At 42.2% G+C, this 13,107-nt stretch carries 13 protein-coding genes; 5 read left to right on the top strand and 8 right to left on the bottom strand.

Annotated features, from left to right (window positions below; all coding sequences use genetic code 11):
• The first annotated feature begins 60 nt into the window (after window positions 1-60).
• The 3 genes from MHI33_RS21555 (at window position 61) to MHI33_RS21565 (ending at window position 2,251) form a co-directional block, all read left to right on the top strand.
• The gene (locus tag MHI33_RS21555; protein WP_113767974.1) at window positions 61-795 is read left to right on the top strand and encodes an alpha/beta hydrolase; all 735 of its coding nucleotides are present in this window, start codon (window positions 61-63) and stop codon (window positions 793-795) included.
• A gap of 72 nt (window positions 796-867) precedes the next feature.
• A complete protein-coding gene (locus MHI33_RS21560; RefSeq protein WP_003214589.1) occupies window positions 868-1,014 on the top strand; it encodes a YycC family protein in 147 nt (48 codons plus the stop codon).
• 22 nt (window positions 1,015-1,036) lie between these two features.
• The gene (locus MHI33_RS21565) at window positions 1,037-2,251 is read left to right on the top strand and encodes a CynX/NimT family MFS transporter (RefSeq protein ID WP_340913730.1); all 1,215 of its coding nucleotides are present in this window, start codon (window positions 1,037-1,039) and stop codon (window positions 2,249-2,251) included.
• Window positions 2,252-2,292: 41 nt separating this feature from the next.
• Here the strand turns inward: MHI33_RS21565 and rplI are convergent, their stop codons facing one another.
• From rplI to MHI33_RS21580, 3 genes are read right to left on the bottom strand one after another with little or no spacing between them, the layout of a single operon-like run.
• Window positions 2,293-2,742 (bottom strand): 50S ribosomal protein L9, encoded by a 450-nt coding sequence (gene rplI, locus MHI33_RS21570; protein WP_044139055.1) that lies wholly within the window; start codon window positions 2,740-2,742, stop codon window positions 2,293-2,295.
• On the bottom strand, window positions 2,739-4,718 hold the full coding sequence (locus tag MHI33_RS21575) for a DHH family phosphoesterase (RefSeq protein WP_065097581.1): 1,980 nt from the start codon (window positions 4,716-4,718) through the stop codon (window positions 2,739-2,741). Before MHI33_RS21575 ends, rplI begins: the two co-directional genes overlap by 4 nt.
• 30 nt (window positions 4,719-4,748) lie before the next feature.
• Window positions 4,749-5,687, bottom strand: a complete 939-nt coding sequence (locus MHI33_RS21580; RefSeq protein WP_340913731.1) for a YybS family protein — start codon at window positions 5,685-5,687, stop codon at window positions 4,749-4,751.
• Window positions 5,688-5,989: 302 nt separating this feature from the next.
• Here MHI33_RS21580 and MHI33_RS21585 point away from each other — a divergent pair, with 302 nt between their 5' ends.
• The gene (locus MHI33_RS21585) at window positions 5,990-6,919 is read left to right on the top strand and encodes a manganese-dependent inorganic pyrophosphatase (protein WP_003214584.1); all 930 of its coding nucleotides are present in this window, start codon (window positions 5,990-5,992) and stop codon (window positions 6,917-6,919) included.
• A gap of 44 nt (window positions 6,920-6,963) precedes the next feature.
• Here MHI33_RS21585 and MHI33_RS21590 read toward each other — a convergent pair whose 3' ends face one another.
• The 3 genes from MHI33_RS21590 to MHI33_RS21600 all read right to left on the bottom strand — a co-directional run bounded on the left by MHI33_RS21590 (window position 6,964) and on the right by MHI33_RS21600 (window position 9,120).
• Window positions 6,964-7,821, bottom strand: a complete 858-nt coding sequence (locus MHI33_RS21590) for a DUF3298 and DUF4163 domain-containing protein (RefSeq protein ID WP_003214892.1) — start codon at window positions 7,819-7,821, stop codon at window positions 6,964-6,966.
• Window positions 7,822-8,316 (bottom strand): RNA polymerase sigma factor, encoded by a 495-nt coding sequence (locus MHI33_RS21595; protein ID WP_003215191.1) that lies wholly within the window; start codon window positions 8,314-8,316, stop codon window positions 7,822-7,824.
• A 147-nt stretch (window positions 8,317-8,463) separates the two neighbouring features.
• Window positions 8,464-9,120, bottom strand: a complete 657-nt coding sequence (locus MHI33_RS21600) for a hypothetical protein (RefSeq protein ID WP_065097578.1) — start codon at window positions 9,118-9,120, stop codon at window positions 8,464-8,466.
• 84 nt (window positions 9,121-9,204) lie between these two features.
• On the opposite strand from MHI33_RS21600, the gene katX reads away from it, so the two are divergent.
• Entirely contained in the window at window positions 9,205-10,815 is a 1,611-nt protein-coding gene (katX, locus tag MHI33_RS21605) for a catalase KatX (protein ID WP_414428700.1), read from the top strand.
• 125 nt (window positions 10,816-10,940) lie between these two features.
• Here katX and MHI33_RS21610 read toward each other — a convergent pair whose 3' ends face one another.
• Window positions 10,941-12,293 (bottom strand): IS1182 family transposase, encoded by a 1,353-nt coding sequence (locus MHI33_RS21610; RefSeq protein WP_340909443.1) that lies wholly within the window; start codon window positions 12,291-12,293, stop codon window positions 10,941-10,943.
• Window positions 12,294-12,434: 141 nt separating this feature from the next.
• Window positions 12,435-13,103 (bottom strand): NAD(P)H:quinone oxidoreductase, encoded by a 669-nt coding sequence (wrbA, locus tag MHI33_RS21615; RefSeq protein WP_065097576.1) that lies wholly within the window; start codon window positions 13,101-13,103, stop codon window positions 12,435-12,437.
• Between the last annotated feature and the right edge of the window lie 4 nt (window positions 13,104-13,107).

The raw sequence follows: 13,107 nt of genomic DNA on the forward strand, positions 1-13,107 counted from the left end.
TAATGTTTAGCCCTTTGTCTTCTTTTTAGCGTAGTTGAGAATTTTGAGGAGTGAATACATATGAACGGAACGTTTCTATATGACGAGTTTAACGGTCGTCAGCTTGATATTTACGTTCCACAGGACACCTCTATTAATGTTCCAGCTGTCTTTGTACAAGATGGCTCTTCTTTGTTTAGAACACACCTGCTAGAGATCGAAAGACTGATCGAAGCCAAAACCATCTCGCCAATCATCATTGTCGGCATACACCCTTTCAATCGACTTGATGAGTATACACCATGGAAGGCATCATCACTGCGCTCTGGGTTTCCTGACTTTAAAGGCGAGGCACAGACATATGTGTCGTTTTTAGAGAATGACTTGCTCCCATATATCAAAAAAGAATATCCAGTTCAGGAGACCTGTCATGAACATAGCCACGTAGGTGCTTCATTAGGTGGGCTATTTGCAATTTATACTTTATTGATGCACCCTGCTCTTTTTAAAAACATCGCATCTCTCTCCGGGTCATTTTGGTATCAAGATTTTCTACCGTTTGCTAAACAACAAAGCATTCAGTATGTGGATCACCTTATTTATTTGTCTGTGGGCAGTGAAGAAGGTAAAGGCAAAACATCTGCTCAACAGCACATGCCTTTATTCAATAAACAACTACATGACCTTTTATTACAGAAAGGGATGCAGGAATGGCAGCTGCACTATCACATCGAACAAGGGAAGGGCCATCATCTGAAACAATTTCAAAAAAATTTTTTATCAGCCCTAAAGTGGTTTTATAAAAGAGAACTCTAATTTTTTATCAGCATGGCACAAAGCCGATATGATATATTGGAACCTATAGATTAAAAGAGGAGGGATTTGCATATGAGACCTTTACAAATCTCAGCCGATACAGCACAAAAACTTGCGGCATCACTCAATGTACCCATTGAACAAATCATGCATATGCCGCAGCATATCTTAATCGCTAAACTAGCAGAACTTGAACAGAAGAAAGATCGTTCTTCTTAAAGAAATAAAGGAGTTTACATTCATGGAACAACAACTAGAACAATCAACATTACATCCTCGCAGTAAAGGACAAACCATCCTGCTGATTGCTGGGATTTTACTTATTGCATTTAACCTGCGGCCTGCCATTACGTCCGTCGGCCCTCTCATCGGCGCCATTCGTTCCGATTTGCAGCTTTCCAATGGACTTGCAGGTTTTCTCACAACATTACCACTGCTCTCATTCGCCTTGCTTTCTCCTATTGCACCTAAAATCGGGAAGCGTCTGGGTAATGAACGAACCCTCTGGCTAGGGCTGGCTGTCCTTCTATTTGGGATTGTGATTCGCTCGTTTGGCTCGATCACCTTCTTAATGATGGGAACCGCGCTTGTCGGTGTCGGGATTGCCATATGTAATGTGCTCTTACCAGGGCTCGTGAAGCATAAATTCCCTGCACATGCAGGATTGATGACGAGCGTGTATACGACCTCGATGTCCGTCTTTGCGGCACTTGCATCAGGTGTCAGTGTTCCGCTCAGTCATACGATGCCTGGCGGCTGGAATACATCATTCCTCGTATGGGCCGGTCTTGCACTGCTCGCGATGATGGTCTGGGCGCCACAGCTTCTTCATCAGAACACAGCGTCCGTCAAAAGCATTTCGCTCACAGAGCAGCCGATATGGCGTTCACGTGTCGCATGGCAGGTGACCTTTTTTATGGGCTTGCAGTCATTCCTTTTCTATAGCAGCATCGCCTGGTTTCCTGATATTTTAACATCGCATGGAATGAACCTGTCGACAGCCGGCTGGATGCTGTCCATTATGCAGTTTGCTGGGCTGCCATCCACCTTTTTAACGCCTGTTTTTGCAGAAAAATTAAAAACACAAAGACCGCTTGTCTTGAGCCTTGTCCTTGTGTATTTACTTGGCATGATCGGGCTTCTTCTCGGAGGATCGACGCCTATTCTTGTGATCTCTGTTTTATTGATCGGCATTGGACAAGGTGCCAGCATCAGTCTGGCGCTCACTTTTATCGGATTACGGACGACCAATATGGAGCAAGCCGCTGCCCTTTCCGGAATGGCGCAGTCTCTCGGTTATTTATTAGCCGCCGTTGGTCCTTTCATGGTCGGTATCCTTTTTGATCTCACACATACATGGACGCCATCCATTATCATCTTTATCATCATCCTATTTTTCATGTTTATATCCGGTATGCGAGCCGGACGAAGCGTCTATATTTCAGATCCATCATAAAAAAAAGAACCCGCCTCCTCATGAGACGGGTTCTTTTCGGTTTATGCTTGTTCTGTCACATGAACCTTTAACGTTGCTTGTACCTCTGGATGAAGCTTCACCGGTACATTTGTGTATCCTAATGCACGGATGGCGTCATTCAGCTCGATTTTGCGCTTATCGACTTTGATTTGATGATCTTTTTGCAATTTATCAGCGATTTGTTTGCTTGTAATTGATCCAAACAGACGGCCGCCTTCACCTGATTTTGCTGTTAGTTCTACTGTTAGCGCCTCAAGTGTTTCTTTTAGTTGTTTCGCTTGTTCAAGCTCTTGGATGGCATTCTTTTTCTCTTTGTTCTTCTGCCCTTCCAATGCGCTTAGGTTCGTTGGGTTTGCTTCAACTGCTAACCCTTGTTTGATGAGAAAGTTGTGAGCATATCCGTCAGCTACATTCTTGACTTCGCCTTTTTTCCCTTTGCCTTTTACGTCTTTTAGAAAGATGACTTTCATCTTTGAACCCCTCCTTCGAAATATTCATCAATGGCAGCTTTTAACTGCTCTACCGCTTCTTCAATGGTTATACCATACATTTGGGTTGCAGCGTTAGTTAAATGACCGCCGCCATCTAACGCTTCCATGATAATTTGGACGTTGATATCTCCTAATGATCTCGCACTAATGCACACCGTGTTGTCATCTCGTCTAGCGACAGCAAATGACGCTTCTACCTCACTCATTGACAACAGGGAATCTGCCGTCTGGGCAATCGTGATTTGATCATAATACTCCGAGCTGTCTGACGGTAATGAAGCAATCGCCACCTGATTTTGATACAGATCTGTATGCTGAATGAGCTTTGCCCGTTTGATGTAATGATCGACGGTCTCTTTTAGGAATTTTTGCACAAGGACAGGATCTGCCCCCTTTGCACGAAGATAGGATGCTGCATCAAACGTTCTTGATCCCGTTCTCAGCGAGAAACTCTTCGTATCAACAATGATCCCTGCGAGAAGCGCAGTAGCTTCAATCATGTTAATGCGCAATTTCTTCGGCTGATACTCTAAAAGCTCTGTCACAAGCTCTGCTGTTGATGAAGCATACGGCTCCATATAGACAAGTAATGGGTCACGGATAAACTCCTCGCCGCGTCTATGATGGTCAATGACCACGACATTTTCAATTTTATTGAGTAGTCGTTCTTCCATGACGAGAGACGGTTTATGTGTATCCACGACCACAAGCAGCGTGTCATCCTTTGCAATCTCCATGGCTTCCTCTGGCGTGATAAAACGTGACCAAAGATCTTCATAATTCTTAATTTCACTAATCAAACGTTGAACACTGTCCCCAATCTGGTTGGCATCAATGACAATATAGCCTTCTTTCCCATTAGCCTGGGCGACCTTTAAAATCCCAATGGATGCACCGATTGAGTCCATGTCTGGGAACTTATGCCCCATGATCATGACATTTCCGCTTTCAGAAACAATTTCTTTTAAAGCATGAGAAATGACTCGTGCGCGTACACGTGTCCGTTTCTCCATTGGATTCGTTTTCCCGCCGTAGAATTTCACTTTTCCATTCGGTTGCTTAATAGCTACCTGATCCCCGCCTCGTCCGAGGGCAAGATCAAGACTCGACTGCGCAAGCGCCCCAAGCTCTTTTAAAGAAGGTACGGATGCACCGATCCCGATACTCAGGGTAAGCGTCGCACTATGCGCTCCTGTTTTCTCACGGACCTCGTCTAGAATAGAGAATTTCGACGCTTCCAGCTCTGCTAAAATGCTTTCATTTAGAACCGCCATAAATCGTTCGGACGAAATTCGCTTCAGGAAAATGCCATATTCCTGTGCCCAATTATTTAACAGAGACGTCACTTCACTATTAATGGTGCTGCGCACCTGATCGTCAAGGCCCTGCGTGACATCATCGTAATTGTCTAAAAAGATATAAGATAACACCGTTCGTTCATTTTCGTACTGTCTTTCAATCTGTACCTGTTCTGTGACATCAAAGAAATATAAAAGGCGCTCTGACCGTTTAATAATGACTTTGAATTTCCGGTCATTCAGCGTCACATTTTCTGTCTCGACCTCTTGTTTAATAAGAGGCACAACGGACTCGAATGTATCATACAAGGATCTGCCGACAAGCGTGCTTTCATGAAAACACGAAGCGAGAAATGGATTTGTCCATTCGATATAATACTGGTCATTAAACAGCATAATACCAATTGGCATTTCCATTAATGCTTCTTCTCCAACCTTTTTGACTCGATAGGATAATGTTGAAATATATGAATCAATCTCTTTTTGCACTTGCGTATCTGCCCACTTTAAGAAGTAGAGCACACCTGCAAGGACTAAAAGACCAACCGCTCCTATGATCCAATTATAATAAAGGTTGAGGAGGACTGTGACCACCGCAAGGACAATCAAAGCGATGATCGGATACTTGATGACAGGTTTTCTATAGAAGCTTGGCACTGATATCAACTCCTCAACATTCAGAGTGAATTATTTGTTTTTTACTTTTTCTCTTAAATCAAAGCCTATGTCAGCAATCCCTATAATACGCACAATCACACCGATTGGCGGATAGAGAACCCCTAACACGATAGCGAAAACGGGCACCGCTTTTGAGATGCTTTTTTCGTGGCAATAATAGAAGATAAAAGAAAATCCCTGAATAAGCACCAGTATAAATAAAATTTGAAACGCACTCGTTTGAACGAGCGATAAAAAGCTGCCTTTTTCTGTCTGAATCAGCATCAAAAGCAGTGTGAGTAAATAATACCATACCATGCTTTTTGGCAGCCGCATATCCTTAAATTTCTTCAAAACCGGCATGTCTTTGACAAACCGTTTGATCAGAGGCTTCACAAACCAGTGGTTCACGAACGCCGTCAGCGTAACTAACATCAACAGCGCGACAGGCAAAGCACTCAATGCGGCATCCTTCATCTCTCTGAACTGCTTCAGCTGCTTCGCAATGTCCTGCTCAGAAGCGCCGGATTGCTTTAAGGCACTCTCTAACATTGGAATCATTTGCTCAATCGACTCTTTCGCGACACTCATAATATCGACTTGAAAAAGCTGAACACTGACAACAAAGGAGATAAGGAAACTGAATAGATAGATCAGCGCACCTGCAATGATGGCATTTCCAGGCTGTCTTCTGCTATAGAAAACACCCATGCCTAATCCGACAGCAATCAGAATTGGCGCCGTCATGAGTCCATTAATAGATCCAATTAAAAAGCTGATCACTATCCCAATAGCGCCAGCAGCAATTCCTTTTTTCAAGCCGTGCCTGATTGTATAGAGGATGATCGGAATCGGAGCAGCTAGAAAGAAAATAATGGATAATAGCGGCACATACAAATAAAACAGCGTCATGACAGAAAAAATACTGATCATGATAGCGCCCTCTACTAACGCTTTAGTTTGTTTCACACCTTCACCTCTATCCAATCCTTTTACTATATCTTGCTCAATGTATCCTTCTATGTATACGTACGATGTAAGCTACACCATGTCTTACCCCAACCTTTATTTTACCATAGCGGTAAATCGCAAGTAAAATGCAGGCTATCTTAGGAGCGTTTCACGTGGAACACTGATATTGATTCGTACATGCAACTTTTCAAACAGCATGTTACAATTTTTTAGATTATTCTTAGCTATAAACCCTGAATTCAAGGTCAAAAGCTGTTAGAATAGAAACATCATCAATAAATGTAAGAAGGAGAATTCACATGGGAAAAACACTCGTATTCGGACACAAAAACCCTGACACAGACACGATTTGCTCTGCTATCGCTTACGCTGATCTAAAAAACAAAATCGGCGTCGAAGCAGAAGCGGTCAGACTTGGAGAAATCAATGGAGAAACACAATTCGCATTAGATTTCTTTAAACAAGAAGCACCTCGTTTCATTGAAACGGCTGCAAACGAAACAAAGCAAGTCATTCTTGTCGATCATAACGAATTCCAACAAAGTGTAAGCGATATTGATCAAGTACAAGTGACTGAGGTCATTGACCATCACCGTATTGCCAACTTTGAAACAAGTGAACCTCTATACTATCGCGCTGAGCCTGTTGGCTGTACAGCAACAATCTTAAACAAAATGTACAAAGAGAACCAAGTGAAGATTGAAAAAGAAATCGCTGGTTTGCTTTTATCTGCAATCATTTCTGATTCCTTGCTATTCAAATCACCAACATGCACACAACAAGACATTGATGCTGCGCATGAGCTAGCTGAAATTGCAGGAGTAGATCCAGAAGTTTACGGCCTAGACATGCTAAAAGCTGGCGCTGACCTAAGCCAAAAAACGGTTCAAGAACTAATTACAATTGATGCAAAAGAATTCGCACTAGGCAATAGCAAAGTGGAAATTGCGCAAGTCAATACAGTAGATATCGCAGAAGTTACAGCAAGACAGGCTGATATTGAAGCGAAAATCAATGAAGTCATCGCAGCGAAAGGTCTTGATCTATTCGTTCTAGTGATCACAGACATCCTAGAAAATGACTCTCTTGCACTTGCACTCGGTGTCGAAGCTGCAAAAGTAGAAAAAGCATTTAACGTCACACTTGAAAACAACACCGCTTTACTAAAAGGTGTTGTATCAAGAAAGAAACAAGTCGTACCTGCACTGACAGACGCACTTTCTTCATAAACACAACAAGACTGCTGAACATGTCAGCAGTCTTTTTTCTTCTTTTAATGAATGTACATATCGCTGACAAGAATATCCTTTAACACACTTGTTGGAATCGTGAATTCAACTACACCCATGTAACCAGGCGCCACATCATATTCATTAAAGGAAATCACCAGTTTGCCTTTTGAATTGATATAGAAGCTTTGATCTGGCTGAATCTTCTTAAACGGATCAACCGTATCTTGCTTGGTAATCCAGTAAATCTTATTTGAATCCTCTTTCATCTGTTTCTTCATTTGCTCTTTAATATTTTCACTAATCACATCAATATAACGGTCATCTTTAAACAGGCTTGGTAATGTAATGAGTACATGATTTTTCTTATCCACCGTATCATACGTCATTTCCTCTGCCGCAGACGCCTGAGTGGTCACCTTGTATCGACCTAGTGAGAGAATTTGGTCATTGTTTGTTCTCACTTCATATCCGCTCTCAACACTTAAATGACCATTTTTATATCCCTTTGTTTCCTTTTCAAAATCTTGATACAGCTTTTTGTTTTCAGCTAAATATTTTTGATTCAGGCTGTCTTGTAATTTTCCGTCCCCAAGCCCTGAAACGTGTGGTGTTTTAAGGTCAATATTCGTTCCTTGATCGCTCTTTTTAAATTCTGTGAATGTCACGACTTTCACCAGCTCGCCAATGACAGGTATCTCCGAAATAGCTCTTGCCGCCTGTGGACTGACATTCACAGTCGTGACAAATAGAGCAGCCGCAGCAACAAGTCCGATCGTCCATTGCTGAAAATGAGGTTTTTTGTTTTTTCGTTTTAATGTCCGTTCAACCATAGCATCATATTCCGGTGGAATGGGGATTTCTAAATATTCCTCTTTTAACTGTTCTAAATACTTATCCATTTATATTTCCTCCTGCGATAATTCTACTTTTAAAAGCCGCAACGCCTTATATAATCTTGTTTTAATGGTGTTTTCATTTTCATCGAGAATGTGGGCGATGTCCTCTAGTTTTAAATCTTCAAAGAATCTCAAGATAATGATGCCCCGGTAGATTTCGGGCAAATCCTCTATGGCTCTTCTGACATCTTGATCCTCATATACATCTGATTCACCCTGTGATAAGAATTCAAGCGTATCATCGTCTGTCACTTGCACCCGCTTCTTCTTTCGTAAAAAGTCTAGGGCTGCGTTCACCACGATTTTATAAAACCAGCTATGCATCTTGGTCGCATCCTCTAATCGGTGAACAGATTTGAGTGCTTTATGAATCGCCTCTTGAACGACATCCATCGCATCTTCTGGGTTTTTGACATAACTATAGGACAATCGATAAAAACTGTGTTTATGCTCCATTACGTAATCAGCAAATTGATCCTCAATTTTTCGTTTCTTCATTTTACAAAGAGCTCCTTTATCTTAAATGCGCATCGGTTATTTCTTACAATGGATAGACGCGCACCTTTTGAAAATAGTTTGCGCTCGATTATTTTTTAACATGTCATTCCATTTCCGTTTCTATACAAAAAGAGCGAACCAGAAGGTTCACTCTTTCAAAGCGGATATTGTTTGATGGACAAACTGTTTAAGTGGAGAAAGCGGATGAATGATCGGAACGCCTGTCTCCTCTTCCATCTGCTGTGCCGCATGAACCATCGATAGCTGCATCACGCAAATGTCTCCACTTTTTTTCATACATCTTCTGAGCTGCTTTTTAATTTGCTCCTCATAAGCATGCATGTCACCGTTTAGGCAAAGGTGAAAGACATCCTCCATCACCATAACCTCTGCATCAATCTGTTTGCCGTGCTCTTTTGCATATGATTCAAGCCGCTCCATAGTCCCTTCCACTGTATTCGGGTTTGAAAACACAAGTTGAAGAGGCCCTTTTTTCTGACAAATCAGTTCAAATAACGGTTCATCAATCGGAACAATCGGTTGCTTAAAGAGATGCTGCTGATCACCCAAAGCGGCAATATATTGTGTGCACGTGAGCAGAATGATGTCGGCTTCATCTTCTTTCATCAATTTGTTGATGGCATAGGTTTGCTGCTTGTGAGGATTAAAATCGGGATCTTTTGTGGCACGTTCTATAAATGATGAATCGACCGTGTGATGCAACTCAATATCTGTATCACCAAACACGTCCTCTATATAGGACTGATTAGACGGATGGGCATGAAGGCAGTGTAATCGAATCATCAGGTTCGCTCCTCGTGAAAGTTTTCAATCATTATATCAATCCTTGTATGAAATAGGGAGAAAGATGACCATATTGTTAGGGAGATATTGAAGGAGGGATTCGAATTGAAAGAAGATCAACACCCTAAGCCATCTTCAGAGTCAGAAGACACTTTAACAAATCGGCAAGGTCACCCCGTAACAGACAATCAAAATATGAGAACCGTTGGAAATAGAGGCCCAACTACGCTTGAAAATTACGATTTCCTAGAAAAAATCAGTCATTTTGATCGCGAACGTATTCCTGAACGTGTCGTCCATGCGCGCGGTGCAGGAGCTCACGGTTATTTTGAAGCCTATGGCACATTCGGTGACGAGCCCATTTCCACTTATACAAGGGCGAAGTTATTTCAGGAAAAAGGAAAAAAGACTCCTGTTTTCGTTCGTTTTTCTGCTGTCATTCACGGCGGTCATTCGCCAGAAACATTGCGCGATCCGAGAGGGTTTGCGATTAAATTTTATACAGAAGAAGGCAACTGGGACCTCGTTGGAAACAACCTGAAAATTTTCTTTATCCGAGATGCTTTGAAGTTTCCAGATTTGGTTCATGCCTTTAAGCCTGATCCTGTCACCAATCGACAGGACGGCGAGCGTATTTTTGACTTCGTCTCGCAATCTCCAGAAGCGACACATATGGTGACATTTCTCTTTTCACCATGGGGTATCCCAGCAACCTATCGCCACATGCAAGGCTCAGGTGTCCATGCGTACAAATGGGTGAACCATGAAGGAAAAGCAGTGCTGGTCAAATATCACTTTGAACCGAAGCAAGGCATTCGCAACCTGACACAAGAACAGGCTCAAGCGATACAAGGTGAAAACTTTAATCATGCCACACAGGATTTATATGAAGCTATTGAGCAAGGAGATCATCCTGAATGGGAGGTCTATGCGCAGATCATGGAAGATGATGCCCACCCTCACCTCGATTTTGATCCGCTTGATCCAACAAAGCTTTGGTACAAGGATGACTATCCATGGAAACCGATCGGACGAATGGTGTTAAACAAAAATCCAGAAAATTATTTCGCAGAAGTTGAGCAGGTCGCTTTTGGGACTGGCGTTCTCGTAGACGGTTTGGATTTCTCAGATGATAAATTGCTTCAAGGGCGCACCTTCTCTTACTCTGATACGCAGCGATATCGTGTGGGACCGAACTATTTACAGCTGCCGATCAATGCACCGAAAAAGCATGTCGCCACGAATCAAAGAGATGGGCAAATGGAATACCAGGTCGATCAAGGCAAAGGGCAAAATCCTCATGTGAATTATGAACCATCGATCCTCGGCGGATTAAAAGAAGCCAAGCAGGATGGAAAGGATCATACGCCTTTTGTAGAGGGTGACGTCAAACGGGAAACCATTGACCGCCCGAACAACTTCGGACAAGCCGGAGAAACATATCGCCGCTTCAATGATTGGGAACGTGAGGAATTGATTAAGAACTTAGTCAACACCCTTGCGACCTGTCAAAAGGACATACAAGAGCAAATGATCGAAAACTTTACAAAGGCAGACCCTGATTACGGAAAGCGTGTCGCTGATGGCTTAAAAGCCTTCAAACAAGAACAGCCAAGCGGACCTATAGGGTCTACAGGCGCCGCACAAGCTGTAGACGAAGCGATTAACAACAGCACACCATCAGATCCTTATTAAATAAAAAAGAATGCAGCGCCTAGGCTGCATTCAGATTGTAGAGAAACTCATGTTTTTCTACAATCTTTTTTATTTTCATCGTAATGATGATGGATGAGATTTAAAGAAAAAGGCCTCCCACACACCTAGCCTAGCTTCGCTAGGTGTGTGGCAATCTTCTTCATGTTCTGACAGGCAGCTGTGAGAAGCACTTGCTCACTCACATTTTGTTTTCCCCTCAACCGGCAGTAGCGAAGCCCATGCAGTTGTTTTGAATCTGCAAAGCTTCGCTCTATTTTTTCTTTTCTTTTTTTATATAGCTCTTTTCCAGAAGCAGACAGACGATTTTGCCTGATCTTTTCTTTATGTTCTTCCCATACATGTCTTGAGATCACTTTTTGATGATTTTTCGACCTTGTACAGCTCTCTAGGAAAGGACACGATACGCATTTTTTAGGGTCTGATTTGTAGAACCGATAACCTTTTCGATCAGTTGTTGTATATAATAGCTTCTCACCATTTGGGCATATGTAGTGATCATGTTCAGAGTCATACTGAAATTTCCACTTCTCAAATAATCCTCTTGTTGGATGAAAGCGTCTATGTGCGATGACACCAAAAATACGGCGATCGGATAAACCTTTACAGATTGGGGTTGTCAAATAACCAGAATCAAGGGCAACAGCTTCTACTTGAAAACCAAATCGGGCGATTTGGTGATCCAATCGATCAAGATATGGAACGGAATCATGGACATTGCCGGGTGTGACATGGGCATCTGTGATGATGTTGTGCTTCATATCCGTTGTACGGTGGTCTAGGTAGAAAAAGCCTTCTGGCTTGTTTTCGCGATAAAGATAGCCACTTTCAGGATCAGTTTTACTTTGACGAATGTCTTTTTTTGTTTTCACCTCCTCTTTTTTCTTTAAGGGCTTTTTTCCGTGTACCTCTCGATCTTCTTGGACGGCTACATCTAATTCTTTCATATAGTTCTGAGTATCTTGTTCGATCGTTTTTCTTGTATATTTATGTTTATTTGCATTCGCTTTAAGATGGGTTGAATCAGTAAAAAGGACGCGCCCTCCAACCATATCGTGATTGATGGCTTGAAGCACAATCTCGTCGAAAATGTCTTGAAAAATCGTTGTATCTTTGAATCGAGTACGACGATTCCAGCTAATGGTCGAGTGATGAGGAACGGGGTCATTGATGTTCAAACCTAAAAACCATCTATACGCCATGTTATAGTAAATTTCTTTTTCAAGTTGTCTTTCAGAACGGATACCGTACAGGTATCCGATAAACATCATTTTGAATAAAATAAGTGGATCAAGAGAAGGGCGACCTTTATTCTCACTATAATACGGTTTTACTTTATCTACGATAAATGAAAAGTCAATGTACTGATCAATTTTACGAAGCAGGTGATCCTCTTCGACCAGTTGATCTAGCAATACAAATTCGGCTTCGTGCTGAGAAGAATTTCTAGTGTGGAACATGAGAAAAACACCTTCCTTTAGTATGCTTTTCTCTATTATAAAACGGGGGAATGGAAACTTTAAGAAAAAATATAAAGCTGTCGAGATTTTCTCGACAGCCTGAATGCAGCGCCTAGGCTGCATTCTTTTTGTATTCATCGATTAAGCGTTTTGACCCTTTTTGATCCATTCTGCTACATTGATTGTACGTTTTGCTTGATGTTTTGCAGCAGCTTCGGCATCCTCTTGGATCTTTCCGTTTTGGTCAACAGTGACACTCACGCCGTAAGGGTTGCCCCCTGCACCGTATAACGAGTCATCTGTGTATCCAGGAGCGGCAATAATCGCTCCCCAGTGGAACATCGTTGTGTAAAGACTGAGAATGGTCTGCTCCTGTCCGCCATTTGGGTTTTGTGCAGAAGTCATCGCACTCACTGCTTTGTTTGCCAATTTCCCTTGGAACCATAAGCCGCCAGTTGTGTCTAAGAATTGCTTCATTTGAGCCGGTAGGTTACCAAAACGTGTTGGCATGCTAAAGATGATGGCATCTGCCCACTCTAAATCACTTAATTGAACCTCTGGGACATCCTTTGTTTCGTCTAAATGTGCTTTCCATGCTGGATTTGATGCCACAACTGCTTCTGGTGCCAATTCAGCAACCTTTAATACTTTCACTTCAGCTCCAGCTTCTTTCGCTCCAGCCTCTGCCCATTTTGCCATCTGATAGTTTGTACCTGTTGAACTATAATAAATAACTGCTAATTTTACGTTTTCCATTTGTTCCATCTCCTTTTGTTTGGTTTGCCCAAAAAGCTTCTGTAAAAATCCCATCTAT

This window comes from Bacillus sp. FSL K6-2971 (assembly GCF_038006405.1).
Lineage (GTDB): Bacteria > Bacillota > Bacilli > Bacillales > Bacillaceae > Bacillus > Bacillus pumilus.

Coding starts and splice junctions, on each gene's coding strand:
- MHI33_RS21555 (WP_113767974.1), top strand. CDS start 61: ATGAACGGAACGTTTCTATATGACGAGTTTAACGGTCGTCAGCTTGAT.
- MHI33_RS21560 (WP_003214589.1), top strand. CDS start 868: ATGAGACCTTTACAAATCTCAGCCGATACAGCACAAAAACTTGCGGCA.
- MHI33_RS21565 (WP_340913730.1), top strand. CDS start 1,037: ATGGAACAACAACTAGAACAATCAACATTACATCCTCGCAGTAAAGGA.
- rplI (WP_044139055.1), bottom strand. CDS start 2,742: ATGAAAGTCATCTTTCTAAAAGACGTAAAAGGCAAAGGGAAAAAAGGC.
- MHI33_RS21585 (WP_003214584.1), top strand. CDS start 5,990: ATGGGAAAAACACTCGTATTCGGACACAAAAACCCTGACACAGACACG.
- MHI33_RS21590 (WP_003214892.1), bottom strand. CDS start 7,821: ATGGATAAGTATTTAGAACAGTTAAAAGAGGAATATTTAGAAATCCCC.
- MHI33_RS21595 (WP_003215191.1), bottom strand. CDS start 8,316: ATGAAGAAACGAAAAATTGAGGATCAATTTGCTGATTACGTAATGGAG.
- MHI33_RS21600 (WP_065097578.1), bottom strand. CDS start 9,120: ATGATTCGATTACACTGCCTTCATGCCCATCCGTCTAATCAGTCCTAT.
- MHI33_RS21610 (WP_340909443.1), bottom strand. CDS start 12,293: ATGTTCCACACTAGAAATTCTTCTCAGCACGAAGCCGAATTTGTATTG.
- wrbA (WP_065097576.1), bottom strand. CDS start 13,103: ATGGGATTTTTACAGAAGCTTTTTGGGCAAACCAAACAAAAGGAGATG.